This window comes from Aquabacterium sp. (assembly GCF_050725395.1).
GTDB lineage: Bacteria > Pseudomonadota > Gammaproteobacteria > Burkholderiales > Burkholderiaceae_C > Aquabacterium.
The window spans coordinates 37959-64064 of record NZ_JBOHHL010000025.1; the positions used below are offsets into that span (position 1 = coordinate 37959).

Annotated in this window: 27 protein-coding genes, 1 tRNA gene and 1 pseudogene; 8 read left to right on the forward strand and 21 right to left on the reverse strand. The window is 64.0% G+C overall.

What is annotated here, in order from left to right; translation table 11 throughout:
- Positions 1-25: 25 nt before the first annotated feature.
- Complete coding sequence (locus ACREB4_RS15050) at positions 26-874, reverse strand: MBL fold metallo-hydrolase (protein ID WP_431589044.1); 849 nt, start codon at positions 872-874, stop codon at positions 26-28.
- A 30-nt stretch (positions 875-904) separates the two neighbouring features.
- Positions 905-1285 (reverse strand): hypothetical protein, encoded by a 381-nt coding sequence (locus ACREB4_RS15055; RefSeq protein WP_431589045.1) that lies wholly within the window; start codon positions 1283-1285, stop codon positions 905-907.
- 245 nt (positions 1286-1530) lie between these two features.
- On the opposite strand from ACREB4_RS15055, the gene ACREB4_RS15060 reads away from it, so the two are divergent.
- From ACREB4_RS15060 to ACREB4_RS15075, 4 genes are read left to right on the forward strand one after another with little or no spacing between them, the layout of a single operon-like run.
- Positions 1531-2364 (forward strand): glucose 1-dehydrogenase, encoded by an 834-nt coding sequence (locus ACREB4_RS15060; RefSeq protein WP_431589046.1) that lies wholly within the window; start codon positions 1531-1533, stop codon positions 2362-2364.
- A 58-nt stretch (positions 2365-2422) separates the two neighbouring features.
- Positions 2423-3490: an SDR family NAD(P)-dependent oxidoreductase gene (locus ACREB4_RS15065; RefSeq protein WP_431589047.1), complete on the forward strand. Its 1068-nt coding sequence runs from the start codon at positions 2423-2425 to the stop codon at positions 3488-3490.
- A gap of 50 nt (positions 3491-3540) precedes the next feature.
- Complete coding sequence (locus ACREB4_RS15070) at positions 3541-4587, forward strand: chemotaxis protein CheB (protein ID WP_431589048.1); 1047 nt, start codon at positions 3541-3543, stop codon at positions 4585-4587.
- Positions 4588-4645: 58 nt separating this feature from the next.
- The gene (locus ACREB4_RS15075; RefSeq protein WP_431589049.1) at positions 4646-5125 is read left to right on the forward strand and encodes a DUF2231 domain-containing protein; all 480 of its coding nucleotides are present in this window, start codon (positions 4646-4648) and stop codon (positions 5123-5125) included.
- 86 nt (positions 5126-5211) lie between these two features.
- On the opposite strand, the gene hemN is transcribed toward ACREB4_RS15075, so the two are convergent.
- From hemN to ACREB4_RS15130, 11 genes and pseudogenes are all read right to left on the reverse strand, one after another.
- Positions 5212-6597, reverse strand: coding sequence for an oxygen-independent coproporphyrinogen III oxidase (gene hemN, locus ACREB4_RS15080; RefSeq protein WP_431589050.1), 1386 nt, complete (start codon positions 6595-6597; stop codon positions 5212-5214).
- A gap of 7 nt (positions 6598-6604) precedes the next feature.
- Positions 6605-8065, reverse strand: coding sequence for a cytochrome c oxidase accessory protein CcoG (ccoG, locus tag ACREB4_RS15085; protein WP_431589051.1), 1461 nt, complete (start codon positions 8063-8065; stop codon positions 6605-6607).
- Positions 8062-8967: a cytochrome-c oxidase, cbb3-type subunit III gene (gene ccoP / locus ACREB4_RS15090; RefSeq protein WP_431589052.1), complete on the reverse strand. Its 906-nt coding sequence runs from the start codon at positions 8965-8967 to the stop codon at positions 8062-8064. The genes ccoG and ccoP overlap by 4 nt, the downstream gene beginning before the upstream one ends.
- Positions 8964-9113: a cbb3-type cytochrome oxidase subunit 3 gene (locus tag ACREB4_RS15095; RefSeq protein ID WP_431589053.1), complete on the reverse strand. Its 150-nt coding sequence runs from the start codon at positions 9111-9113 to the stop codon at positions 8964-8966. Before ACREB4_RS15095 ends, ccoP begins: the two co-directional genes overlap by 4 nt.
- Positions 9114-9128: 15 nt before the next feature.
- Entirely contained in the window at positions 9129-9767 is a 639-nt protein-coding gene (gene ccoO / locus ACREB4_RS15100) for a cytochrome-c oxidase, cbb3-type subunit II (RefSeq protein ID WP_431589072.1), read from the reverse strand.
- A pseudogene (gene ccoN / locus ACREB4_RS15105) lies at positions 9750-11177 on the reverse strand (cytochrome-c oxidase, cbb3-type subunit I); the annotation flags it as partial. The pseudogene ccoN and the gene ccoO, both read right to left, overlap by 18 nt.
- 341 nt (positions 11178-11518) lie before the next feature.
- Positions 11519-12199 carry a sulfite exporter TauE/SafE family protein gene (locus ACREB4_RS15110; RefSeq protein ID WP_431589054.1) on the reverse strand — a complete coding sequence of 227 codons (681 nt, stop codon included), beginning with the start codon at positions 12197-12199 and terminating at the stop codon, positions 11519-11521.
- Positions 12200-12223: 24 nt separating this feature from the next.
- On the reverse strand, positions 12224-12445 hold the full coding sequence (locus ACREB4_RS15115) for a hypothetical protein (RefSeq protein WP_431589055.1): 222 nt from the start codon (positions 12443-12445) through the stop codon (positions 12224-12226).
- Positions 12446-12555: 110 nt separating this feature from the next.
- Positions 12556-12723, reverse strand: coding sequence for a cbb3-type cytochrome oxidase assembly protein CcoS (gene ccoS / locus ACREB4_RS15120; protein WP_431589056.1), 168 nt, complete (start codon positions 12721-12723; stop codon positions 12556-12558).
- Positions 12724-12729: 6 nt separating this feature from the next.
- Positions 12730-14970, reverse strand: a complete 2241-nt coding sequence (locus ACREB4_RS15125) for a heavy metal translocating P-type ATPase (protein WP_431589057.1) — start codon at positions 14968-14970, stop codon at positions 12730-12732.
- A 5-nt stretch (positions 14971-14975) separates the two neighbouring features.
- Positions 14976-15470: a hypothetical protein gene (locus tag ACREB4_RS15130; RefSeq protein ID WP_431589058.1), complete on the reverse strand. Its 495-nt coding sequence runs from the start codon at positions 15468-15470 to the stop codon at positions 14976-14978.
- Positions 15471-15723: 253 nt separating this feature from the next.
- Here ACREB4_RS15130 and ACREB4_RS15135 point away from each other — a divergent pair, with 253 nt between their 5' ends.
- The gene (locus ACREB4_RS15135) at positions 15724-16515 is read left to right on the forward strand and encodes a Crp/Fnr family transcriptional regulator (protein ID WP_431589059.1); all 792 of its coding nucleotides are present in this window, start codon (positions 15724-15726) and stop codon (positions 16513-16515) included.
- Here the strand turns inward: ACREB4_RS15135 and ACREB4_RS15140 are convergent.
- Entirely contained in the window at positions 16509-18590 is a 2082-nt protein-coding gene (locus ACREB4_RS15140) for a PAS domain S-box protein (protein WP_431589060.1), read from the reverse strand. The genes ACREB4_RS15135 and ACREB4_RS15140 overlap by 7 nt on opposite strands.
- 6 nt (positions 18591-18596) lie before the next feature.
- Positions 18597-19325, reverse strand: coding sequence for a response regulator (locus ACREB4_RS15145; protein WP_431589061.1), 729 nt, complete (start codon positions 19323-19325; stop codon positions 18597-18599).
- Between the two features lie 148 nt (positions 19326-19473).
- Here ACREB4_RS15145 and ACREB4_RS15150 point away from each other — a divergent pair, with 148 nt between their 5' ends.
- The 3 genes from ACREB4_RS15150 (at position 19474) to ACREB4_RS15160 (ending at position 22151) form a co-directional block, all read left to right on the forward strand.
- Positions 19474-20103 carry an OmpW/AlkL family protein gene (locus tag ACREB4_RS15150; RefSeq protein ID WP_431589062.1) on the forward strand — a complete coding sequence of 210 codons (630 nt, stop codon included), beginning with the start codon at positions 19474-19476 and terminating at the stop codon, positions 20101-20103.
- A gap of 5 nt (positions 20104-20108) precedes the next feature.
- Positions 20109-21662: a flavin-containing monooxygenase gene (locus ACREB4_RS15155; protein ID WP_431589063.1), complete on the forward strand. Its 1554-nt coding sequence runs from the start codon at positions 20109-20111 to the stop codon at positions 21660-21662.
- Positions 21663-21725: 63 nt separating this feature from the next.
- Positions 21726-22151 carry a universal stress protein gene (locus tag ACREB4_RS15160; protein ID WP_431589064.1) on the forward strand — a complete coding sequence of 142 codons (426 nt, stop codon included), beginning with the start codon at positions 21726-21728 and terminating at the stop codon, positions 22149-22151.
- Between the two features lie 157 nt (positions 22152-22308).
- Here ACREB4_RS15160 and arsB read toward each other — a convergent pair whose 3' ends face one another.
- The 6 genes from arsB to ACREB4_RS15190 form a co-directional block, all read right to left on the reverse strand.
- Positions 22309-23385 (reverse strand): ACR3 family arsenite efflux transporter, encoded by a 1077-nt coding sequence (gene arsB, locus ACREB4_RS15165; RefSeq protein WP_431589065.1) that lies wholly within the window; start codon positions 23383-23385, stop codon positions 22309-22311.
- A 7-nt stretch (positions 23386-23392) separates the two neighbouring features.
- Positions 23393-23887: an arsenate reductase ArsC gene (locus ACREB4_RS15170; RefSeq protein ID WP_431589066.1), complete on the reverse strand. Its 495-nt coding sequence runs from the start codon at positions 23885-23887 to the stop codon at positions 23393-23395.
- A gap of 35 nt (positions 23888-23922) precedes the next feature.
- Positions 23923-24423: an ArsI/CadI family heavy metal resistance metalloenzyme gene (locus ACREB4_RS15175; RefSeq protein WP_431589067.1), complete on the reverse strand. Its 501-nt coding sequence runs from the start codon at positions 24421-24423 to the stop codon at positions 23923-23925.
- Between the two features lie 12 nt (positions 24424-24435).
- Positions 24436-24756 (reverse strand): ArsR/SmtB family transcription factor, encoded by a 321-nt coding sequence (locus ACREB4_RS15180; protein WP_431589068.1) that lies wholly within the window; start codon positions 24754-24756, stop codon positions 24436-24438.
- Between the two features lie 375 nt (positions 24757-25131).
- A tRNA-Ser gene (locus ACREB4_RS15185) sits at positions 25132-25221 on the reverse strand.
- Positions 25222-25255: 34 nt separating this feature from the next.
- The coding region (locus tag ACREB4_RS15190) for a branched-chain amino acid ABC transporter substrate-binding protein (protein WP_431589069.1) at positions 25256-26106 on the reverse strand (851 nt) is incomplete at its 5' end.

Genomic DNA, 26106 nt, shown 5'->3' on the forward strand with positions numbered 1-26106 from the left:
CCGGTCAGCAGAAGACCCAAGTTTGTCAAGCGCTTGCGGCCCGTTCACTGAGGCGTTCAAACTCCAAGGTGTCATGGGCGCCAAAGACCGTCAGCGTCCTTGAATGGTTGCGCTTGAGTTCGCGCAGCCTTTCCTGGTTCTGCAGGCGCGCTCCTCGGTCTTTTTCCATCAAGGTCTGGTAGAGGCGAAGGCCTGGTGTGCACCATGGCGAGTCCAGGTCCATCTCGCGGTGATAGAAGTAAGCATCGCCGGCATGGAGCAGCCAATGGTCACCCGTGTTGATGGCCACTCCGGCATGGCCCAGGGTGTGGCCGACGAGGGGCACCAGCAAGACCTCTGGAGGCAGGCCCTTCAGGTCCTTGACGCAGCCGAAGCCATGCCAGGTGTCACCTACCCGCGGTTCATAGGCATGCCATCGGTGCCGAGAGGCTGCCCATTGCTGCGGCCGGAAGCGTTGCCGGTCAAGCCAGGTCCCTTGCATGAAGGCATGCTCGCGTTCGGTCCTCGTCAAATGCACGGCGGCCTGCGGGAAGTCATCCAGCCCGCCAGCATGGTCAAAGTCCAGGTGGGTGAGCACGATGTGGCGAACATCGCTGGGCTTGTACCCCAAGCGGTGGATTTGCCTGACCGCAGTCATCTCCTCGAGAAGCGCGGGTTTGAGCAAGCCGAGGAAAAGTGGACTCAACCGCCCTCTGGGGTTGCGCACGTCGTTGAGCCCATAGCCGGTATCAATCAGCACCAGACCTCGGCTTGTCTCCAGCAGCAGGCAATGGCAACACAACTCACCCCGTTGCACCACTGATGGCGTCCGCCCGTCCATGAGACGGCCACCGAGCGGGCAGGATGAAATGCAGTTGAGGTGGTGAATTCGCACGGTGGCCGGCTCCTGCAAGGTAAGTTTTGCTCAACGGGTGCCACTGCTGCCAGAGCTGCTGCCATTCGTGTTGCCACCTCCGACGCCACCAGAGCCAGAATTGCCAGAGCCGGAACTGCTGCTACCGGAGCCATTGCTGCTGCTACCTGGGCCTTCACCCGAGGTACCTGTCTGGCTCGAGCCGCTGCCATTGCCGGATCGCTTCTTGTCCTTGCGCTGAGCCTCAGGGGAGTTGCTGCTGGTGCCAGTGGAAGTGCCAGTGGCACCATCACCTGCGCCTGTGGAAGATGAGTTGCCACCAACACTGCCACTGCCACTGTTGGCAGTCGAGCTTTGTGCTTGAGCGCTCAAGGCCATGGCCGCGGTCAGCAGCGAAGCGAGTGTGATTCGAAAGAAGGGAAAACTGTTCATGGAAAGCTCCTGATGATGTTGGGACTTGAGGGCCAATCAATCCGATGCCAATTCATTGGCGTCTTGATCGGCCCGCTCAGTTGGCAAGCGCCATGCCTTCGCAAGGATGCAAATCCTGGGTCGCCCGGGGAAATCCTTGTCAGCACAGATGCCCACGATCTGGACTTGCGCAAAGCGCCTGTGGCCCTGGAAGAGGCACAGAGATTGCCGCTCGGCTGACCAACAAACTCTTTCAGGAGCCCCTCATGAACACCCCTTCGCAGCAGCCCCCAGGCTCTGAAGCAGCCTTGCAACCCCAAGCCGATCACGGCGAAGAAAGCTATGTCGGCAGCGGCCGCCTCCAAGGCCGAGCTGCGGTGATCACCGGCGCGGACAGCGGCATCGGTCGGGCCGTGGCCATCGCCTTCGCGAGAGAAGGCGCCGATGTGTTGATCGCCTATCTGAGCGAACACGACGATGCCGCGGAGACCGCTCGCCTGGTCGAGGCCGCAGGCCGGCGCGCGGTCACGCTGCCGGGCGATCTGGCCGACCCCGCGCATTGCCGCGCGGTCATCGCGCGTGCCGTCGAAGCCTTTGGCCGGATCGACATCCTCGTCAACAACGCCGCCTTCCAGATGACACGTGAATCGCTGGAAGAAATACCCGACGATGAGTGGGACCGGACCTTCCAAGTCAACATCCACGCGATGTTCCACTTGTGCAAGGCCGCGGTGCCTCACATGAAACCTGGTGCATCGATCATCAACACCAGCTCGGTGAACTCCGACATGCCCAAGCCCACGCTGCTGGCCTATGCGGCCACGAAGGGGGCCATTGCCAACTTCACCGCAGGCCTGGCGCAGTTGCTGGCCGAGCGTGGCATCCGCGCCAACTCGGTGGCGCCAGGCCCCATTTGGACGCCACTGATTCCGTCGACCATGCCGGCCGATGAGGTGGAGAAGTTTGGCAGCAGCGTACCTCTCAAGCGCCCCGGTCAGCCAGCCGAGGTGGCGCCCGTCTATGTGCTGCTGGCCTCGGATCAAGGCAGCTACATCTCCGGCGCACGCATCGCGGTCACGGGTGGCAAGCCCATCCTTTGAGTGGAAAAAATTCAGCATGAATTGCCGCCACCACCAGCAAGCAAACGAGGCTGGCGTCATGGTCACTCACACCAGCCGACCGCGCTTGTGGCTGTTCAGCCTGCTGCTGGTGCTGCTTCAACTCGGTGCTTGCGCCACAGGCACAGGCCTCAGCAGCGATGAACAGGCCGCCGTGGCAGGCAGGACCTTTGTCGTGACAGGCGCCTCCAGTGGCTTTGGACGAGGTGTTGCGTTGAAGCTGGCGGCCATGCGGGCCAACGTGGTGCTGGCCGCCCGGCGAGGCGATGTGCTCGAAGACGTGGCGAGGCAAGCGTTCGCACTGGGCGGAACGCCGGTGGTGGTGGCCACCGATGTCAGCAAGCCCGAGGATGTGCAGAACCTGGCCGAGCGGGCCTTGGCACGCTTTGGCCGCATCGACGTGTGGATCAACAATGCGGCGGTGGGCGCCATCGGCCTCTTCGACAACATCCCTGTCCAAGACCATGACCGCGTGATCGATGTCAACGTCAAGGGCGTTCTTCACGGCAGCCATGTCGCCCTCCGGCAGTTCAAGGCGCAAGGCGGCGGCGCGCTCGTCAACATCGGTTCGGTCGAAAGCGAAGTGCCGCTGGCCTACCACGCGTCCTACTCCGCCTCCAAGGCCGCCGTGCTGGCTTTGGGCCACGCCTTGAACCAGGAGCTGCGCCTGGCTGGACTGTCCGACAGCATCACCGTCAGCACCGTGATGCCGTGGGCAGCCGACACCCCCTTCTTCACCCATGCAGCGAACCACAGTGGCGGCACACTCCGCATGGCGGCCATGGATGATGCGCAGAAGGTGGTGGACGGCATTGTGTGGGTCTGCCTTCATCCCCGGGCCGCTTACCCGGTCGGCTGGAAGGCCAGAGCCGCTGTCTGGTCCCACCATGCGATGCCACGCACCACCGAGCGCATCTCGGCCAATGTGTCTCACAGGATGCAGATCGAGACAGCCCCGCCTGCACCCCCAACCTCGGGCAGCTTGTACCGGCCGATGGACGAAGGCACGGGTGTCGACGGTGGCGTGCGTGAGCGCATGGCGCGCGAGAACCGCGAGAGAGAGACCTTGAGAAAATCGCCACGGCCTTTGGTTGGCCAGGATCCTTGAGTTCGGCATGGCGGTTGCCCCCATGAACTTCTTCTAACTTGGAGCCACCCATGGCCCTCATCGTTGGCATCGGCGCATCCACCGGCGGCGTGTCTGCACTGCTGACACTGCTGGCCCAACTGCCGGCAGACTTCGAAGCACCCTTGCTTGTGGTCCTTCACATCGGAGCGCACCGCAGCATTTTTCCTGAGTTGGTCACCACGAAGACCTCTCTGTCGGCCTCACACCCTGCCGATGGAGAACTGCTGCGCCCGGGCCACGTCTACGTGGCGCCGCCAGACCGCCACATGCGGGTGGCCAAGGACCGCATCAGTTTGAGCAGAGGCCCCAAGGAGCACCACAGCCGGCCGGCCATTGATCCATTGTTCCGCTCACTGGCGCTGGAGCATGGCCCCGCCGCGGTGGGTGTCGTGTTGACCGGCATGCTCGATGACGGCACTTCCGGGCTGCAGGCCATCAAACATTGCGGTGGCGTTGCCGTCGTACAGGACCCTGACGACGCCGAAGCCCGTGAGATGCCAGAGAGCGCCATGCGCCATGCCAGCGTCGACCATTGCGCCCCGCTCATCGACATACCTCAGATACTTTCAACGCTGGCGCGCAGGCCGGCATGGGCACCTCCCAGGCCTCCTGCGAGCTTGGTTCACGAAGATCAGCTCTTTCTTGGTCAGGGGAGCGCCATGTCACATCTCCATGCAATCGCCTCTCCAACGCCCTTTGTGTGTCCAGACTGCCATGGCGGGCTCTGGGAACTGAAGGACAGCCGCCCTGTTCGCTATCGGTGCCATACCGGCCACATGTTCAGTGGCGCCACCTTGAGCCAAGCCTTGCTTGAGGCCAGTGACGAGGCCTGCTGGAATGCCGTGCGGGCGTTGCAGGAGCGGCAGCTTTTTGCAGAACGGCTGCAAGCATTGGATGGCGACATGAACGATTCTGCGGGTGCCTCGCGAGCATTGGCCCTGGCTCAAATGGAACGGCGGATGAAAGCGTTGCGGGAGGTCGTTGAAGACAGTGATGTCTTGGACGTTGAGATTCAGCATGATCCGCCGCATGCTGACTCAAAAGATGGCGCACATCGAGCAGGAGGTCGAAGTTAGCTGCTGGGAATAACGATTGCCAGTTGGGCACGTCTTCCCAAAACCATTGAGGTCCGTCATGGAATCGAAAGCTAAATTTCTAGGACATCCCATCCATCAGATGCTGATCGTCTTCCCCCTTGGACTTTTGGGTGCATCCGTGTTCTTCGACCTGGCCTACCGCATGCTGCACATTCAAGCGCTGGCGGAAGTCGCTTACTGGACGCAGGTCGGCGGCTTGATCGGTGGGGTGGTGGCGGCGCCCTTCGGTCTGATCGACTGGATGGCCATTCCGAAAGGAACGAGGGCAAAAGCCATTGGCGCCCTCCATGGCGGTACAAACGTTCTTGTACTCCTGCTGTTCCTCGCCAGCTGCTTGCTCCGCCATGAGGCCGAGGGGCATGTCAGCACGGTCGCGACGGCTCTGGCCATTGGGGGCTTGGCCTTCTCGATGGTCTCGGCTTGGTTGGGTGGAGAACTGGTCAGTCGGCTTGGCGTCGGCGTCTCAGCCAAGGCCCACCTCAACGCACCCAGCTCACTGCGCGAGCCATGGTTGTAGGCGCAGCACCGCTGCATTGCAAACAAGCAGCCAGACCCACGCCCAAAGCACCACCGAAAACGCAGACCTGAACGCCTGGGTCTCTGTCAAGCAACCTTGGAGAACTGCTTGCTTGAACCGCTGAGCAGGTGCCGATCGAAGACCATGGCCACGGTTCGCACCAAGTGCCAACCGGCAGGCGTGACAGTCAAAAAGCGGGGGTGCAACTCGACAAGCCCAGCAGCTGCCATGTCGCGCAAGGCCAGCAGTTCGGCGTGAAAGTAATCCGGCGCCATGATGCCGAACGTCCGCTCGATATCGTCAAAATCAAGTCGACCCTGACACATCACGGCCATGATCGCAGCCCGGCGCACCTCATCATCGAAGGAGAGCCACAAGCCCCGCTCGGTGGCAAAGGCCCCACCTTCCACTGCCTCGATGTAGGCTGTCAGCGTCTTGGCGTTCTGTGTGTAGCAGCGGCCAATGCGACCAATGGCCGACAGGCCCAGACCAAGGATGTCGCAGTCGGGCTGGGTGCTGTAACCCTGGAAATTGCGGTGCAGGCGCCCTGCCCGCTTGGCGATCACCAGCGCATCGTTGGACAATGCAAAGTGGTCCATACCGATGTGCTCGTAGCCAGCGGCCGTGAAGCGCACGATGGCCTGCTCCAGCAGGGTGATGCGTTGGCCGGCCGTGGGCAGCTCGGCCTGCTTAATGCGACGCTGCGGCTTGAACCGCTCAGGCATGTGTGCATAACCATACAAAGCGATGCGGTCGGGCCGCAGTGACACCACTTGCGCCAGGGTGCGCTCGAACGACGCAGAGGTTTGCCTGGGCAGGCCATGGATCAGGTCAACGTTGACAGAGTCGAATGGCAAAGTACGGGCGCAAGCCGTCAAAGCTTCAACGGTTTCGAAAGGTTGAACACGGTGCACCGCGATTTGCACGTCCTCGTCGAAATCCTGCACCCCGAAGCTGAGGCGGTTGAAGCCCATCTCGGCCAGGGCCTGCAGGCGCGTTGGGGTCACGGTGCGGGGGTCCACCTCGATGGACAACTCGGCGTCGCCTGTGAAGGCGAAGGCTTCACGCAAGACGCCCAGCAGGTCGCGCAGATCGGCGTCGTCGAGGAAGGTGGGCGTGCCACCGCCGAAGTGCAGTTGCGACACGGCCTGGCGAGGTTCCAGGGCGCGGGCATGCAAGGTCACCTCTTGGGCCAGGGCCTTCAGGTAGCGGTCGGACTGGTCATGGTGGCGGGTGACAACCTTGTTGCAGGCGCAGTAGTAGCAGATGGATTCGCAGAAGGGGATGTGGACGTAGAGGGACAGGGGCGCTGCGTCGACGCTGGCGGTGCGCTCGGCCAGGGCCCGGGCGTGGTCGACCGCGGTGAAGTCGGGCTTGAAGCGGTCCGCCGTGGGGTAGGAGGTGTAGCGCGGGCCACTCTTGTTCAGCAAGGGTCGGAGCTCGGGTGTCAGGAGGATGACGGTGCTGCTCATGGTGTCCTCAGCGGGGGATCATGAAAGTGGAGGCTTCGGACACGCTGGCCTGGACGGTCTGGCCATCGGCGCTCAGGGCATCGACCCTGAAGTGGACTGGATGGACACCCGGCGTCAGGCCTTGCGCGGATTCGCGTGGCAGCTGGACGACCACGGGCACCCAGCGTGCTTCGGTGGGCGCAACCTCGACAAGGGGGCGGCTTTTGACAACAGCGTCCTTCAGGCCATCGACCTGGATGCGCAGGCGCTGCGCGCTCTCGGTGGCGTTCATCAGCTGCAGTCGGTAGACGTTCTCGACATCGCCCTCGCCCACCAGGCGCGCCAGGCTGCCTCGGTCTCTCACGACGTCGACCTTGAAGGGCGAGCGAGTGGCCAAGCCTACTGCCAAGGCCGTGGTGATGGCCAGCAGGACGGCGCTGTAGACCAGCACGCGCGGCCGCAGCACGTGCCGCAGCATGCCGCGCGCGTCCAGGTGCAAGGCCATGCCGCGCTGGGTGGCGTAACGGATCAGGCCAGGCTGGTAATGCATCTTGGCCATCACGCCGTTGCAGACGTCGATGCAGGCCGCGCAGCCGATGCATTCGTATTGCAGCCCTTCCCGGATGTCGATGCCGGTGGGGCAGACCTGCACGCACAGCCCGCAGTCGATGCAGTCGCCCAGGCCCAGATCGGCCGGCTTGGCGCTGCGGGCGCGGGTGCCGCGCGGGTCACCGCGCGCCTGGTCGTAGCTGATGACCAGGGTGTCGTGGTCGAACATGGCGCTTTGGAAGCGCGCATAGGGGCACATGTACTTGCAGACCTGCTCCCGCAAGTAGCCGGCGTTACCGTAAGTGGCCAGGCCGTAGAAGAGCACCCAGAACCATTCCCATGAGCCCAGGCTCAGGTGGCTGGCCTCGACCGCCAATGAGCGGATGGGCGTGAAGTAGCCGACGAAGGTGAAGCCCGTCCACAAGGAGATGGCCAGCCACCCCAACTGCTTGCCGGACTTGCGCCAGAGCTTGTTCAAGCCCCAGGGCGCGGCCTCGAGCTTCAGACGCTGATGGCGGTCGCCTTCGAACACGCGCTCCACCCAAAGGAAGATCTCGGTGTAAACAGTTTGCGGGCAGGCGTAGCCACACCAAAGGCGCCCGGCCACCGCCGTGAACAGGAACAAGGTAAAGGCGCAGACCACCAGCAGGCCCGTCAGGTAGATGAAATCCTGCGGGTAAAGCACCAGGTCGAAGATGAAGAAACGCCGGGCATCGAGGTCGAACAGCAGCGCCTGCCGGCCGTGCCAGGGCAACCAGGCCAGGCCGTAGAACAAGGCCTGGGTGAACCACACCAGGGTCCAGCGCCAGGCGGCGAACCAGCCGTGCACGGCGCGTGGGTGGATCTTGGGCTGCTTCTCGTACAGCGAAATGACCCGCGCGGTGTCGGTAGGACCTGCACCTGCCGGCACGGCACGGATGGGGATCACCTTGCGTTTCATGGGGCCCCGGATTTCGAAAGCTGCCACACATAGGCCGCCAGCACGTGGATCTGCTCGGCGCTGAGGCGCGTGTCATGGGCCGGCATCACGTTGGTCTTGCCTTTCTTGATCATGTTCATGACGGCCTCTTCGCCCCAGCCATGCAGCCAGACCTTGTCGGTCAGGTTGGGGGCACCGATGAGCTGGTTGCCCTGGCCAGCGGCCCCGTGGCAGGCCGCGCACACCTTGAAGGACGAGCGGCCCAGTTGCGCGGCAATGTTGTTGTGCGCGCTGCCCGAGAGGCTCAGCACGTAGTTGGCCAGGTTGCGCGCGTCCTGCTCGCTTCCCACGGCTTCGGCCATCGACGGCATGGTACCCACGCGGCCGTGTGTGATCGTCTCTTCAATCTTGTCGGGCGTGCCGCCGTGCAGCCAGTCGTTATCGGTGAGGTCCGGGAAGCCCTTGCCACCACGCGCGTCGGAACCATGGCAAGTGGCGCAGTTGTTGACGAAGAGGCGCTCGCCCATGGCCATGGCCTTGGATTGGTGGGCCAATTGCTCGGCCGGCATGCTGGCGAACTGGGCATACAGCGGCGCGCTCAAGGTCCGTGCGGCCACCTTGTCCGTGGCCAGTTCGGCGCTGCTGCTCCAGTCGAGCACGCCCTTAGAGCTGCCCAGCCCGCCAAAGAAAGCCAGGTAGGCAAAGGCGAAGATCACGGTGATGACGAACAAGCCCATCCACCAGCGTGGCAGCGGGTTGTTGAGCTCACGCAGGTCTTCGTCCCACACGTGGCCGGTGGTGTCGTCGCCGGGGATGACCTTGCGGCGCGCGGCGATGATGAGCAAGGCCAGGCAGGCCAACAAGCCGATGATGGTGGTGGCCGCGATGTAGACCGACCAACCCTGGTTGAAAAAATCACTCACTTGGCCGACTCCTCGTCAAGGAAGGGAAGGCGGGCGGCATCGTTGAAGTCATCGTGGTTGGCTGGCCAGCAGGCCCACACCGCGATGACCGCAAACATCAGGAAGCTGCCCAGCGTGACAAGGATGCGAACGTCATTCAGTTCCATGGTGCTTGGCTCCATTCATTTGAGGTTGGTGCCCAGCACCTGCAGGTAGGCCACGAGCGCATCCAGGTCGCTCTTGCCTTTGACGGCTTCAGCCGCGCCATCGATGTCGGCCTGCGTGTAGGGCACACCCAAGGTTTTCATCGCCTTCAGCTTGGTGGGCATGACGGCGGGGTCGACCAGGTTGTTGGCCAGCCAGGGATAGGCGGCCATGTTGGATTCGGGCACGAGGTCGCGCGGGCTGCTCAGGTGGATGCGGTGCCATTCGTCGCTGTACTTGCCGCCCACGCGAGCGAGGTCAGGGCCGGTGCGCTTGCTGCCCCATTGGAAGGGGTGGTCGTAGACCGATTCGCCGCCCACGGAATAGTGGCCATAACGCAAGGTCTCGGACTGCAGCGAACGGATCATCTGCGAATGGCAGTTGTAGCAACCCTCGCGCAGGTAGACGTCGCGCCCCGCCAGTTGCAGCGCCGTGTAGGGCTGGAGGCCGGCCACCGGCTGCGTGGTCGAACGCTGGAAGAACAGGGGCACGATCTCGACCATGCCACCGACGGCCACCACCACCAGGATCAGCGCGATCATCAGGCCATTGCTGGTCTCGATGCGTTCGTGTCCCTTGGCTTGGGTGACATGCGTTTCGGCATGTGCGGCAGGCACCTGGGCCAGCGTCGGCTTGCCTTGGCGTGCGGTCATGACGACGTTCCAGGCCATCAGCAGCATGCCGCCCAGGTACAGCAGGCCACCCACCATGCGCACCACATAGAAGGGGAAGGTCGCCTTGACGCTTTCGATGAAGCTGTAGACCAAGGTGCCATCGGGGTTGACGGCGCGCCACATCAGGCCCTGCATCACACCCGCGATCCACATGGCCGCGATGTAGAACACCACGCCCAGGGTCGCGATCCAGAAGTGGATCTCGATGGCCTTGACGCTGAACATCTGCTTCTGGCCGAACATGCGCGGGATCAGGTAGTACAGCGAGCCCATGGTGATGAAGCCCACCCAGCCCAGGGCGCCCGAGTGCACGTGGCCGATCGTCCAGTCCGTGTAGTGCGACAAGGCATTCACGGTCTTGATGGACATCATCGGGCCCTCGAAGGTGGACATGCCGTAGAAGGACAGGGCCACGATCAGGAACTTGAGGATGGGATCGTCGCGCAGCTTGTGCCAGGCGCCTGACAAGGTCATGACGCCGTTGATCATGCCGCCCCAGCTGGGCGCCAGCAGCACCAGCGAAAACACCATGCCCACGGATTGCGTCCAGTCGGGCAAGGCGGTGTAGTGCAGGTGGTGCGGGCCGGCCCACATGTAGGTGAAGATCAGCGCCCAGAAGTGCACGATCGACAGGCGGTAGGAATACACCGGCCGCTCGGCCTGCTTGGGGATGTAGTAATACATCATGCCCAGGAAGCCCGCGGTCAGGAAGAAGCCGACGGCATTGTGGCCGTACCACCATTGCACCATGGCATCTTGCACACCTGCATAGGCCGAGTAGCTCTTCCACAGGCTGACGGGCATGGCCGCGCTGTTGACGATGTGCAGCAAGGCCACCGCAATGATGAAGGCGCCGAAGAACCAGTTGGCCACGTAGATGTGGCGCACCTTGCGCAAGGCAATGGTGCCGAAGAAGACGACGGCGTAAGCCACCCAGACCAAAGCAATCAGGATGTCGATGGGCCATTCCAGCTCGGCGTATTCCTTGCCTTGCGTGTAGCCCAGTGGCAGCGTGATGGCGGCCGCCACGATGACGGCCTGCCAGCCCCAGAACACGAAACGCGCCAGCCAAGGTGCGAACAGGCGGACCTGCGAAGTGCGCTGAACCACGTGGAAGGACGTGGCCATCAGCGCGCAGCCACCGAAGGCGAAGATCACGGCATTGGTGTGCAAGGGACGCAAGCGGCCATAGCTGAGCCAAGGCACGCCGGCGGCCAGGTCGGGCCAGGCCAGTTGCGTGGCGATGAACACCCCGACCGCCATGCCCACGACGCCCCAGAGCACCGCGGCCAATGCAAGTTGTCGAACGGGCCCATCGTCGTAGAAGACCGGGGCGGATGTCGAAGCGGCCATGTCGGGCGCGTCCTTTCTTGATGCTTGTGGGGTGAGGCTTGCGCCTCTCGTTCGATTGTTCGGCGGCGCGCGTTTCGGGGCCCTGATCTGGATCAAGGCCCGTGCAGGTCGGTCACGGTGTGGTGCGGACCTGGCAAGGTGGTTCGCAGGAGGCGAACGCGCTTTCATTCAAGCCCGCGGCCACCAGAAGACCGGTGGCTCCCAAGGTGGCCACGACGAACAGAAGGGCCTGGACCACAGGCCGAGCATGCAAGCGCATAAGGATTCCCAAAGTGATCAGAACGAGCTGCCCACTGTAGGTTTAAGCCCATGAACAGGTTTTGATGCACGTCAAGGCGCGGTCACGCGCCACCGCACCACAGCCACAGGCTGTGCCAAATGCCACGGGTCAAGGCCCAACCCGAGCTCATGACCAGGCCAGCGCCACCCAACCGAAAGGCCAAGGTGGCCAGTCGACTTGGGTCGGCCGAAGCGCCCGGCCCGGCCCGCCATCGCTTCATTGCCCAGGGCGCCACCAGCAAGCCTGGCATGGACGCCAGCGCGAAGGCCGCCATCACCAGTGCTCCCACGACAGGACCATTGCCCAGCGCGGCCAGCAGGATCGCGCCTTGCAAGGCAGCGCAGGGCCAAGCGACCCAAGCCAGGCCGCCCATGCCCGAACGCAGCAGGCGCCGGGGATGGCCCGGCACTTGAACCGGCATGGCCGCATCACGCCGCAGCCACACCGGGTGCCGGCCGGTGATCAACCACCACAGGCCCAGGCTCAGGAAGGCCAGGTGCAGCAAGGTCCACAGCGGGCGCAAGGCGGGCACCGATTGGCTCCAGACACCCAGGGTCGCCACGCTGTAGGCCGACAAGGCCCCGACGAGGCTGTAACCTAGCAGGCGGCCCAGGCTGAACAGCGCCACCTCAGCCCCCCTGCCCTGCGTCAAGGCCGAGCAGGGTGCCGCACACATGAAGGCGCAATGCGGCATGGCGGCCAGCCCCATGGCCAGGCCCGACAGCAAGAGCGGCCACTGCATCGTGATCGACCTGTGAGCGCTGGCTCAGCGGGCTGGCGGGCTGGGCTGCGCCAGCTTGGGCGTGCTCAGGTGGCGCATGACGAACTCGGCCGAATCCGGCGCCGGCAAAGGCCGATCATGGTCGTGCACCGCCAGGACCATGGTGGCGATACCGGCCACCACCACGGCCGCCGGCCCGCCAATCACCAGCCACACCATGCGGAAGCGCCACCACGGCTGGTGCGGCCCCGAGAACGCGCGGTTCATGCCCAGACCTTTGGCCAAGCGGATGAAGAGGGGGATCGCGTGCGCTCAATCATGGATGGCCTTTCGGGTAGACGCCGTGGGACATGACCGCATGTTGACGCCCCGCGCGTTCAAGCACCTTGACACGGATCAAAGGACTCGACGGCGGCATCGAGGATCTGCTCGCCGTGCTGCTCGAGGTCGTCAAACTGGCCAGTCTGCAAGGCCCAGGCGAACACGCCCAGGATGGCGAGCACCAGCACCACCGACAGCGGGATGAGCATGTAGAGGATCTCCATGGCGCTTCAGCGCGACAGGCGCCAGGCGTTGAGCACCACCACCAGCGAACTGCAGGCCATGCCCAGCCCCGCGGCCCAGGGCGGCAACATGCCGGCCAGGGCCAGCGGCACGCACACCAAGTTGTAGAGGGCCGCCCAAGCCAGGTTCTGTCGAACGACGCCCAGCGCCCTGCGGGCCAACGCGCGGGCCTGCACCAGGTCTTGCAGCGAGTTGGACACCAGCACGCCATCGGCCTGTGCCCGGGCGATGCGAGCACCGGCCCCCATCGCGATCGAGGTATCGGCCTGGGCCAGCACGGGTGCGTCGTTGATGCCGTCGCCCAGCATGGCCACGTGCAGGCCTCGGCCCTGGGCCTCTTTCACAGAGGCCAGCTTGTCGGCGGGCGAGAGGCCGCCAAGGCAGGCGCTCAGGCCCAACTGCCGGCCCGTGCGCATGACCCTGACCGGGTGGTCACCAGACAGCATCGCCACCGTGACGCCATCGCGCGCCAGGGCTTGCACCGCGGCCAAGGCGTCCGGGCGCAAGGTGTCTTGAAAGTAGAAGCAGGCCACGGGGCGCCCGTCGCGGCTCAACCAGGTTTCGGTCTCGAAGCCGCAGGCTTCGGCGTCTGGTGCGCCGGGCGCCTTGCCCAGGCGCCACACCGCACCATCGCGCGCGCAGCCTTCCAGGCCCTGGCCCCTGATCTCCTTGAGATCGACCCAGACCTCGGCCTCGCCATGCAGGCTGTCCTTCGCCAGCATTCTGGACAGGGGATGCGTCGACCAGTTGGCCAGCGACCAGGCCTTGCCCCGCAGCTCGTCATCGCCCCACCGCGTGCCGGCATCCAGCCGCACCATGCGGACCTGGCCATCACCGCCTTCCGTCAGGGTGCCGGTCTTGTCGATGAAGAGCACGTCCATGCTGGCCAGACCCTCGATCGCCTCGATGCGCCGCAGCAAGAGCCCCCTCCGCGCCATCCCCGTGGCCGCGGACAGCAAGGCGGATGGCGCGGCCAGCGACAAGGCGCAGGGGCAGGTGACGATCAGCACCGACACCGCGACCCACACCGAGCGGGCCGGGTCGATCTGCGACCAGACCGCCGCCGCGCCCACGGCCAATGCCAGCACGCCCCACAGGAACGGCCCCGCCCAACGATCGGCCTGCGACAGCGAAGCTGGCCGTTGGGTCCGTGCGCCGCGCATCATGGCCACAATGGCTTCGTAACGCGTGTCGGCACCCAGGCGGTCCACGCGCATCGCCACGGGCGCGCTCAGATTCAGGCTACCGGCCACCACCGCATCGCCCGAGGCTTTGGACACCGCGGCCGATTCGCCCGTCAGCAGTGATTCATCGACACGCGTGGCGCCCTGCGTCAGCACGCCATCGGCGCAGAAGGCTTCGCCCACCGGCACGCAGACCACATCGCCCGCCTGAAGGCGCAGCACGCTGATGGGCGTGGTGCCGCCATCGGCGTTCATCTTCAAGGCGACCTCCGGCATGCGGCCGAAGGATGCTTCCAGAGAACGCTCGGCTTGATGGCGGGCGCACATCTCGAGGTAGCGCCCTGCCAACAGAAAACTCACGAACATGGTCAGGGAATCGAAGTACACCTCGCGGCCAAAGAGGCCGCCGGGATCGAAGGCTGCGCCCGTGCTGGCGACGAAGGCCACCAGCATGCCCAGGGCCGCCGGCACATCCATGCCAATGCGCCGACCGCGCAACGAACGCCACGCGCCGGTCAGGAAAGGCCCGGCCGAGAACACCATCACCGGCAAGGACAGCAACCAGCTGCCCCAGTCCAGCACGCGCTTGTGTTCGGCCAGCAAGTGCCCGGCCTCGCCCAGGTAGGCGGGCGTGGCCAGCATCATCACCTGCATGGCGCAGAAGGCGGCCACGAACAGGCGCCAGGCGGCATCGCGCGATTCTTTCTGGCGCAGGCTGCGCACACCCGCCGCCGTGTCGGGCACAGCCTGGTAGCCGGCCCGCGCCACCGCCTCGACCAGCACCGAGGGGCGGGTTTCGCCAAAGGCCCATTGCACGGTCGCGCAGGCCGAGGCCGCGCTCACGCGGGCGTCCAGCACGCCATCCACCGCACGCAGCGCCCGCTCCACCGTGGTCGCGCAGGCGGTGCAGTGCATGCCGCCGATGCGCAGCGAGGACTCGGCCAGGCGCTGGCCCGAGTCGGTGGTGCGCCAGCGGCTGAAGCAGCCGATTTCGCGCTCGTCGTCCAGCACCTGCAGGTCGGGTGAAAGCGTGGTGGCGGCCATGCAGGTCAACGCAAGGTGCTCAGCAAAATGGACTGGATGACCGCTTCTCGGCAAGCCTGGTCATCTTCGGGCAGGCCCCCTCTCATCATGGGCTGAAGCCCACGGAACACCGGGTGGCTGGCCAGGCCGATGCCGTGGTAGACCACGATGCCCGCCTGCGCTTCCAGCTGCTGGATGACATGTTCATCGACGCCCTGGCACTCCACTGCGTCGTACAGGCGGCCGAACAAGCGGGCCATGGCGCCCAGGTCGGCCGGGCCCGCCTGGCCCACGTCGGCCGAGCGGATGCGGGCCACGCGGGCCCCCAGCTGCGTGGCGGCGCGTTCGAACACCCGGGCGTCTTCGCTGGCGGCGTCCTGCTCCTGGCACACCAGCGCGATGTTGGCGCCTTTGAGCAGACCCGGCATGGCACTGGTGTCCCGCATGGACTGCAGGCTTTCCGCCATCGACCACAACGCGCCGATCTGTTGATCGTCGAGGCCCTGGGCGGTGTGGAGCAATCGGTGGTCGAGTGGCGGCGGGCTCACGGTGTTTGGCGAAATGGGTGGCCGCCACGGACTGACAGACCTTGCGCCAAGCCTATCGGCGCCCTGCCCCGCGCTGTTTGACCTGCGTCAAGCCGCCGCCCCTTGATACAAACCGTTTACACAGCGTTACCCAGCGCGACACGGGGTTCTCAGGGCATTGACCCGGCCTCCCTAATCTCAGCCCATCGCCTTCACGGGCTTCACAATCCAACGCCTGGTTGCCCCCATGAACTCCGCCGCACCACACCTCCCGACTTCAACGCTGCCATCCCCCCACCACCTGTCCTTGCCTGCCAGCCTGGGCCTGCCCGCCGCCAAGGTGAGTGCCGCCCAGCGCATCCTGGACAGCCTGCACCTGGTGAAGGCCTCGGTGCCCGTGCAGCACCGTCTGGTGCACACCGGCGACCGCATCTACGAAGCGGGCCAACCCTTCAAATACCTGTATGTGCTGAACTCCGGCATCTTCAAGACGCTGAACACCTCGCAAGATGGCCGCGAGCAGGTCGTCGGCCTGCACTTCAAGGGCGACTGGCTGGGCTTCGACGGCATCGCCTCAGGCCACTACGGCAACGACGCGGTGGCCATGGACACGGCCGATGTCTGGTGCATCCACTATGAAGCACTGTGCCAGGCTGCCATGCGCAATGTGCCGTTGATGAACCTGCTGCACCAGGCCATGAGCCGCGAGATCTCGCGCGACCGCAACTCGCTGCTGTCGCTGTGCACCTTGTCCGCCGATGCCCGCGTGGCCGACTTCCTACGCTACTGGGTCGACTCCCTGGCCAGCCGCGGCTTGCGCACCGACCAGATCACCCTGCGCATGACCCGCGCCGAGATCGGCAACTACCTGGGCATGACGCTGGAAACCGTCAGCCGCGCCTTGACCCGCCTGGCTGCTCGCCAACTGATCGGTTTCACCGCCAAGGGCCGCCGCGACATCTTGATCCCCGACGTGGCGCAACTGGTCGCCTTCATCGAAAGCAGCCAGCCGGCACCGCGCTCGGCCACGCTTCAGTGAGCTTGGTTTGACAGCACCCGCGCGATGGCCTGGGCCAGTTCGTCGCGGCCATAAGGCTTTTGCAGCAGCTCCCAATGCTCGGGGGCATCACGGTTGGCGTCCAGCAGTTCGGATGAAAATCCCGACATCAAGATGATGGCCAGCGTGGGCAGGCGGGCCTGCGCCTGGCGGGCCACCGCCATGCCGCGCATGCCGGCGCCCAGCGCGATGTCGCTGAGCAGCAGGCGCCAATCGGCCTGCGTGTTCAAGGCTCCAACGGCTTCTTCACCACTGGCGAACGCCGTGACATCGCAGCCCAGCGATTCCAGGAATTTCTGCACGACGGCCCGCACCTCGGCGTCGTCCTCGACCAGCATCACCCGCAAGCCTGGCGGGATCTCGTGGGCCGACGACGAGACATCGTCCAGATCGGCATCGCCTGCCGGTGCGGCGGGGATGTAGAGCGTCAAGGTCGTGCCTTCGCCCAGCGCGCCTTCCAGCGACACCGCGCCTTGCGACTGGCGTGCGAAGCCGTACACCGTGCTCAGGCCCAGGCCCGTGCCGCGTCCCGGCTCCTTGGTCGTGAAGAAGGGCTCGAAGGCGCGCTTCTTGACCTCATCGGACATGCCCGAGCCCGTGTCCGCCAGCGAAATCGCCACATGGCCTTGCTCGGCTGGCGCCAGCAAGGAGGCATCGTCCAACGCTACCAGACCCAGGGGCAAGGTCGCGCAGGGCCGGCAGGCGATGGTCAGGGTGCCACCCTCGGGCATGGCATCGCGCGCGTTGATGGCCAGGTTCAGCAAGGCGGCTTCCAGCTGGCCCGGGTCGGCCAGGCAAGGCGGTGTGCCGGGCGCCACCTGCAGCACGATGTGGATGCGCTGGTCCAAGGTGCGGCGCAGCATGTCGGCCAGGGATTGCAATTGCGCACCCACGTCGACCCGCCCGGGTTGCAGCACCTGCCGGCGCGAGAAGGCCAGCAGCTTGCCGGTCAGCTCCGCGCTGCGCTTGCCGGCGCGCAGGGCGGAGGCCAGCAACTGCTGCGAATGCGGATCGGCACCGATGCTGGGCAACTCTTGCAGCACTTGCAGATTGCCCAGGATCACGGTCAGCAGATTGTTGAAATCGTGGGCGATGCCGCCCGTCAGTTGGCCGACGCTTTCCAGCTTCTGGGCGTGGCGCAGGGCCTCTTCGGTGTGCGAGCGCTGCAGGCTGCTGGCCAGCAGATTGCCCAGCGATTCCAGGAAGCGGGTTTCGTCTTCGCCGAAGCGCGCGGGCTGGCGCGAGCGCACGGCCAGCACGCCCACGGTCCGACCACGGTCAAACAGGGGCACGGCCAGGCCGCTGGCGAAGCCCGCGTCGAGGTCGCTGGCGCTCAAGGCGAAATGCCCCGGCTTGAGGTCATCGCCCACCAACACGGGTGCATTGGTCAACAGCACGTGGCCAGCCAGCAGGCCTGGCATGGCGGGAAGGCGGGTGCCCACCGCTTCCTCATCGGCCAGGCCCACGCCACTGACCACCTGGAAATGCACGCGGCTGGCATCCAGCAGGTACAAGGCGCTGCCCTCCACCTGCAAGGCTTCGGCGGCCATCACGGGCACCTCGTGCAGCAGACCTTCGGGGTCGCGGATGTCGACCGCCAACCGGCCCAGTCGCGCCACGTAGTCGCTGTAGCGGGCGCGTTGCAAAGCGGCCTTGACGCGGGGGTAGTCGCCAATGCCCCGGATGGACGTGACCACGTAAGGCAGGCCGCCATCTTCCAGCGGGCTCAGCGCGATCTCGACCATCACCTCGCTGCCATCCTTGCGCTTGGCCACCAGGTCCATCTGTGTGCCCATGGGGCGCGTGTGCGGGTGCTTGCCATAGCCCTCGCGGTACTGCGCATGCTGGGGTCGGATGGCGTCGGGCACCAAGGCTTCCACCTTCAGGCCGACCAGTTCCTCGAGCTGGTAGCCCAGCAACTGCGAGGCCGCGGGGTTGGCCAGCACGATGGTGCCGGCGCGGTCCACCATCAAGAGCGCATCGGGGTAGGCCTTGAAGATGGACTGGAAGACTGAGCTTGCATCAAGCGCAGGCGGCAGGTGGTGCGGCAGCTTCATGCGCAGTCAGCCAGCTTGAACCGGGGGCACGAACACATAGCCCGCGCCACGCACGGACTTCAGCATCTTGGGATCTTGCGGGTCGGCCTCCAGCTTCTTGCGCAAGCGCCCGATCTGCACATCGATGGTCCGGTCGAACGGGCCGGCCTCGCGGCCACGGGTGTGCTCCAGCAAGAAATCGCGTGAGAGCACGCGCCCCGGGTGTTTAAGGAACACGGTCAGCAGGTCGAACTCGCCACTGGTCAGGCCGATCTCCTGGCCATCGGGCGCCAGCAGGCTGCGCGCGGCGAAATCGCAGGTCCAGCCCACGAAACTGCAAGCGTCTGACGAGGGCCTCGTGCTCGATACCGCTTCGGGTGTGGCCGGCACGATGCGCCGCAACACGGCCTTGGTGCGGGCCAGCAACTCGCGCAGGTCGAAAGGCTTGGTCACGTAGTCGTCGGCGCCCAATTCAAGCCCCACCACCTTGTCGACCGGATCGCCCCGCCCCGTCACGATCAGCAGGCCGCAGTGCCAGCGCTCGCGCAGTTGCCGGGCAATGGCCAGGCCATCCTCGCCAGGCAGGCCCAAGTCCAACAAGACCACCTGTGGCGCATCGGTGTCCATCATGGCGAAGAGGGCCGCGCCCGAAGGCAGCGCACTCACGCGGAAGCCGTGGGCGCCCAGGTAGCTGCTCAGGAGTTGTCGGATGTCGGGCTCATCATCGACCACGGCGATGTGGGCTTGGGTCGTCACGGTCATGGTCATTGGGCGGGTAGGGGGCAATGGCCATTATGACCACGCGCAACACATGCGGCTAATTTGACATGGCGCAAGGTCAGTTGGCAACCGGCACGTTGAAATCCTGCTTGAGGAATCTGCCTCGTCATTGCAGGAAAACACCATGAGAACCAAGCTGACAAGCCAAGCCATCGTTTCAATGTCAATGGCCTTGGCGGGTGGAATCGCCCTGCCCACCGTGGCGCACGCCGATGAGTCCCCCTGGCTGGTGCGCGTGCGCGCCGTGAACCTGGACAGCGCCAACAAGGATTCCACCGGGCTCGACCTGTCCATCAACGACAAGGTGATCCCCGAATTCGATGTCAGCTACTTCTTCACGCCCCAGTTCGCGGTCGAGCTGGTGCTGACCTACCCGCAAAAGCAGACCATCCGTTCAGGCGGGACCGACATCGGCTCGCTCAAGCACCTGCCGCCCACCTTGACCGCGCAGTACCACTTCACCGGGCTGGGTGCCTTCAAGCCCTACGTGGGCGCGGGCCTGAACTACACGCGATTCTCCAGCGTGCGCTTCAGCCCTGCGGTTCAAGCGGCCCTGCAGCCCAGCCTGGAGAAGAACAGCTGGGGCCTGGCCGTGCAGGCGGGCATCGACTACGAGATCTGCCAGAACTGGTTCTTGAACCTGGACGTCAAAAAGGTGCAGATCCGCACTGACGTGAGTTCGGCCGGCAGCAAGGTCGGTGAGTTCAAGGTCGATCCCTGGCTGATCGGCGTGGGCGTCGGCTTCCGTTTCTGACCGCCATGACGAGCTGCACCACCCCACCCCGGTCCACACGCCATGTGGAGGTCGCCATCGCTGGCGCAGGCTTTGGCGGCCTGTGCATGGCCGTCAAGCTCAAGCTGGCCGGCATCGACGACTTCGTGATCCTTGAGAAGGCTGGCGAAGTCGGCGGCACCTGGCGTGACAACACTTACCCGGGCGCCGAGTGCGATGTGCAATCGCACATGTATTCGTACTCCTTCGCCACCAAGGCCAACTGGTCCAAGCGCTATGCCCCCTGGGATGAGATCCAAGCCTACATCCTGGACGTGACGAACCAATACCGCCTGCGCCGGCACTGCCAGTTCAATCAGGAAGTCGTCAGCGCGGTGTTCAATGAATCCACCGCGCGCTGGACCATCACGACGGCCTCGGGCGATGTGGTGCATGCGCGCCACTGGGTGCTGGCTTCGGGGCCCTTGCACGTGCCCGCCTTCCCCGACATCAAGGGCTTGAGCAGCTTCAAGGGCAAGGTCATGCACTCGGCCCAATGGGACCACGGCTACGATCTCAGCGGCAAGACGGTGGTCTCGCTGGGATCGGGCGGCAGCGCCATCCAGTACGTGCCCGAAATCGCGCCCAAGGTGAAGCAACTGCACGTGTTCCAGCGCACCGCGGCCTGGGTCATCCCCCGTGACACGCGGCGCTACTCGGCCTTGCGAAAGAAACTCTTCGCAGCCCTGCCCATCACGCGCACACTGCACCGCTGGCGCTGCTACTGGACCAATGAATCGCGCGTGTGGCCCATTTTCAACCCATGGATGGCGCGCATCGGCGGCGCGCTCATCAAGAAGTTCATCAGCCACCAGGTGCACGACCCGGCCCTGGTCAAGAAGCTCACACCCGACTACACCCTGGGCTGCAAGCGCATCCTGATCTCGAACAAGTGGTACCCCACCTTCAACCGCGCCAACGTCGAGCTGGTGACCGACGGCATCCAGGAGATCCGCGCGCACAGCATCGTCACGCGCGATGGCATCGAGCGCCCCATGGATTGCCTGATCCTGGGCACCGGCTTCATCGTCGATCCGCGCATCTACATGAAGAACTTCGAGTTGCGCGGCCTGAAAGGCCACACTCTGCAGGACGACTGGAAGACCAGCCCCACGTCCTACCTGGGCATCACCACCGCGCACTATCCCAACATGTACCAACTGGTCGGGCCACACACCGGTCTGGGCCACAACTCCATCATCTTCATGATCGAGGCTCAGGCCGATTACATCGTGAAGTGCATGAAGCTGCTCCGTGCCAAGGGCGCCGACTACCTTGACGTGAAGCCTTCGGCCATGAAGCGCTTCCTGGCCGAGGTGACGCAATCTCTCAAGGGCACCGTGTGGGCCTCGGGCTGCAAAAGCTGGTACCAGACGGCCGAAGGCATCAACTTCGCCATCTGGCCCGATTCGACCTGGAAATACTGGCTGCGCACGCGCAATGTCAACGAGGCCGACTACGACTTCGTGCGTTGCGGCGCGCGCAAGGCGGAGCAACTGGCCGAGGCCATGAAGATCAACGCCGCGGCAGCACCACGCTGATCTGGTGGCCTCAGTTCACCAGGCCAATCGGTACGGCAATGATCAACAGTGATGGAGACAAGCATGAAAGTTCTGGTAGCGGTAGATGACAGCACCTGCACAAAGCAAATGTTGGATTACCTTGCAGCACATACAGGACTTCTGGGAGCAGCGCAGCCTGAGTATGTGGTTCTGACCGTCGCCCTCATCCTTCCCGATCACATCCTGCGGTACCTGGATCACAACGCGGCTGATGACTACTACCAATCGAGCGCCAACAACGTGCTTGCGCCCGTGAAGGTGATCTTCGAGGAGCATGAACTCAACGCCCGTTTTATATCCAAGGTGGGCCACCCCGCCGAGGTGATCGCGCGCATGGCTGAAGCCGAGGAAGTAGACCTGGTCTGCATGGGCACCCATGGCCGGTCGGCATGGAAGACCGTCCTCCTGGGGTCGGTGGCCAACGAGGTGCTGGCCAGGGTCAAAGTACCCCTGCTTTTGTTCCATTGAGGCTGGTGGCACCCAAACGCCCTGACGGACACGTCGTTTACCTGAACCGCCCGTGTTTCGTGGCGGCTGGTTGGTTCAAATCAGGTCACGACCTCGGCCTACGCTCCAATCTTCATGCCGGCGAACTCGGGCGTGAATGGCCAAGCCTTCGGGCGCCTTAGGCGCGCTGGCTTTCCCCTTCATACCAGCCTTTGCTTTTATTGACCACCTGCACCACCAGCAGCATCACTGGCACTTCGATCAGCACGCCGACCACCGTGGCCAGCGCTGCCCCCGACTCGAAGCCAAACAGGCTGATGGCCGCGGCGACAGCCAACTCGAAGAAGTTGCTGGCACCAATCAATGCCGAGGGGCAAGCCACATCGTGAGATTCACCAAGAAGACGATTGAGCCAGTAGGCCAAAGCCGAGTTGAAAAGCACCTGGACCAGAATGGGCACGGCCAATAGCCCGATGACCAGCGGCTCCTGCATGATGACCTTGCCTTGGAACGCGAACAACAACACCAGCGTGGCCAGCAGCGCGGTGATGGACCAGGGAGCGATCACCACCAATGCAGCGTCTAGCACGGCCACGCCTCGCGCCAGCAAAACCTTGCGCAGCCCTTGCGCCAGCATCACCGGAATCACGATGTACAGCACCACCGAGGTGATCAGAGTTTCCCAAGGCACGATGATCGATGACATGCCCAACAGCATGGCCACGATGGGCGCAAAGGCGAACACCATGATGGCGTCGTTCAACGCCACCTGCGACAGGGTGAACAATGGGTGCCCGCCTGTCAGGCGGCTCCAAACGAACACCATGGCCGTGCAGGGCGCCGCCGCCAGGAGAATCAGGCCGGCGATGTAACTGTCCAACTGGTCGACAGGCAGGTACTGCGCAAACAGGTGCCGCACGAATACCCATCCCAACAGGGCCATGGAGAAGGGCTTGACCGCCCAGTTCACAAAAAGGGTAACGCCAATGCCTCTCCAGTGCTTGCTCACTTGGGACAAGCTGGAAAAGTCCACTTTCAGCAGCATTGGAATGATCATGATCCAGATCAGCAGGCCCACCGGCAGGTTGACCTTGGCCACTTCCATGCGTCCGATGGCCTGGAACGCATCAGGCCAGAACTGCCCCAACGCGATGCCAACGACGATGCACACGAGAACCCAGACCGTCAGGTAACGCTCGAAAACGCTCATGGACACAGGGCCCGCAGCGCGGGAGGTCAAAGTGGCTGCCTTCATGATCCGCTCACTGCTTGGCAATGCCATCCAAGGCATGCTGCAAGGAGGCTGGATCCAACTCTTTCAAGGGAAGGACCAACAACTGGAGCATCCTGTAGCCGATCGCCTGGCGCGTCAGCTCAAAGGCCAAGCGCTTGCCGTCATCGCCGCCCAGGGCATTGGAGGGATCCGCGTAGCCCCAATGCACTTTGACCGGGCTACCGGGCCAATATGGGCACGCTTCGGCGGCCGCGCTATCGCACACGGTGATCACGACGTGGATCTCTGGAGCGCCATCGGCCACAAACTCATCCCAGCTCTTGCTGCGGTAGCCGGTGGTGTCCACGCCAGCATTGTTGAGGGCCTCCAGAGCAAAGGCATTGAGACGTCCGCTGGGGGCGCTGCCAGCGCTGTAGGCGCGGACATCTCGCCCCAGCTTTTGAGCCCAGTGGTTGAGCATGCCCTCGCTCAACACGCTGCGCGCGGAGTTGTGAGTGCAGAGGATCAAAACGTTGGTGGTCATGGCACGGGACAAAGAATGGAACGGAAGGCGGGGCCCTAGCAGCAAGACGGGCTGGATTTGACCGGGATGCCGATGGGCCTGCCGAGATTCGCGGGCGGGCAACAAGCGGTGGCAACAGGGGCTGGATGGCTGGCCTGCCCAGGCGCTGCCGCACCAGGCTCTTCCCGGAACACGGGAACATTGCTCAAGGTGTGAAAGTGCTCCCAGGCCACCCCTTGCGGATCGGTGATCCAGTGCTTCTCGCTGCGCGCATAGCAGCAGGTACCTTCGCCCGTATCGACCAAGGCCAGATCGGCACGTTGAGCCTGTTCTTTGAGCAGCAGCAGTTCCTCGGCCGTGTCAGCCTGGATCCCAAGGTGGTCAACGCCCACTTGGCCGCCCCGCGCCGAGATCGCAAAGTTCAGTGGCGGATCGTCCAGCATCCACTTGGCGTAATCCGACTCGGTTCGCGTGGGCTGGGCCTCGAACATCTTCGCGTAGAAGTCGATGCTTTGATCGAGATTGGTGACGTGGACATGGACGTGGAATCGCTTCATGGCAGTGGTCCTTCAGCAGCAAGTGGATCCGGGCGCCTCGGTACAGGCTTGGCCTTGGCAACAGTTCTCGGTGAGGTACGAGAGCAAGCCGTTCATGCGGTCAAAGGCGGCTCGGTAGATCAGGTTGCGGCCATCCCGCTCCTGGGACACCAATCCCGCATGAAGCAGTTCTTTCAGGTGGAAAGAAAGTGATGTGCCGGGCACATCCAGCGCTTCGCACAGCGCCGAAGGCGTCATCCCGCCGGGCCCGGCGACGACGAGCGAGCGGAACACTCTCAACCGCACCGGTTGTGCCAGGGCAGACAAGGCGATGATGATGTCTCTTTCTTCCATAATTCAATTATTATTGATTTATTGAATAAATACAAGCATCTTCGGGAATCAGAAGTGCCCTGCTCCAGCTTGGTGGCCCAGGTGACCTTGCAGAGCCCGAATTCCTTGACAAAGCGAGGCGATGCCTGTCGCACTGAAAGTTGCGCAACAGCTTGCTGAAGTGCGCGTGCTCAACCAACCCGGTGCACCTCCAGCGCGGGAGGCGGCAATGCCTCAGGTGTCGGCGGTACAGGCTGAGAATCGGTGACGTCGCGTCGTGGTCACCTGGGAAGTGAAGTGGGACGTCAAAGTTGGACGTCCGGTTGAATTCACTTCGAACCGGCGGCGGCTGAAAGAAAAAAGCCCTTGAAATCAAGGGCTTAGTTCGTTTTTTCTTGGCGGAGAGGGCGGGATTCGAACCCGCGGTAGGGATTAACCTACACACGCTTTCCAGGCGTGCGACTTAAACCGCTCATCCACCTCTCCGAAGCCCGCTATTGTAGCAAGGCTTTTGCCAGATTCAATTCAGTTCAACCTTCTTGCCATCTTTGTAGGCGAACAGCGTCATCGACGGTGTCTTGCGCTCGCCATTGGGCTCGAACTGCACACGCGACGTGATGCCGGTGTAATCGGTGGCCGCCAATTTCGGGCCATACACCTTGGGGTCCACCGAACCGGCACGCTTCATGGCGTCCACCAACACCATCGTGGCGTCATAGGTGTAGGGCGAATAGACCTGGAACTGCTTGGGGAACTTGGCGTCGTACTTGGCGCGCCAGGTCTTGCCACCCGGCAGCTTGTCCAGCGAAGCGGCGCCGACAGCGCACACCACATTGCCCAAAGTCTTGGCACCGCTCGACAGCTCGATCAATTTGTCGGTGCAGATGCCATCGCCGCCAAAGAGGTAGGCCTTGTTCAAGCCCAGTTGCTGCATCTGGCGCAGCATGGGGCCGGCTTGGGGGTCCATCCCACCAAAGAAGATGCCATCGGGCTTCTTGCTCTTGATCGAGGTCAAGATGGACATGAAATCCACGGCCTTGTCGTTGGTGAACTGCTCGCTCACCACTTCAAGGCCCAGGCCCTTGGCCGTCTCGCGGAACACACCGGCCACACCCTGGCCGTAGGCCGTGCGGTCGTCGATGATGGCGACCTTCTTGAGCTTGAGGGTCTTGGCCGCGTATTGCGCCAAGCCCGCGCCCAATGCCTTGTCATTGGCCAGCAGACGGAAAACGTTCTTGTAGCCCAAGGTGGTCAGGTCGGGGTTGGTGGCCGAGGGCGTGACCATGGGCAGCCCACACTGGCTGTAAATCTTGGCGGCCGGGATCGTGGTGCCGGAATTCAAATGGCCAACCACGCCGTTGACCTTGGCAT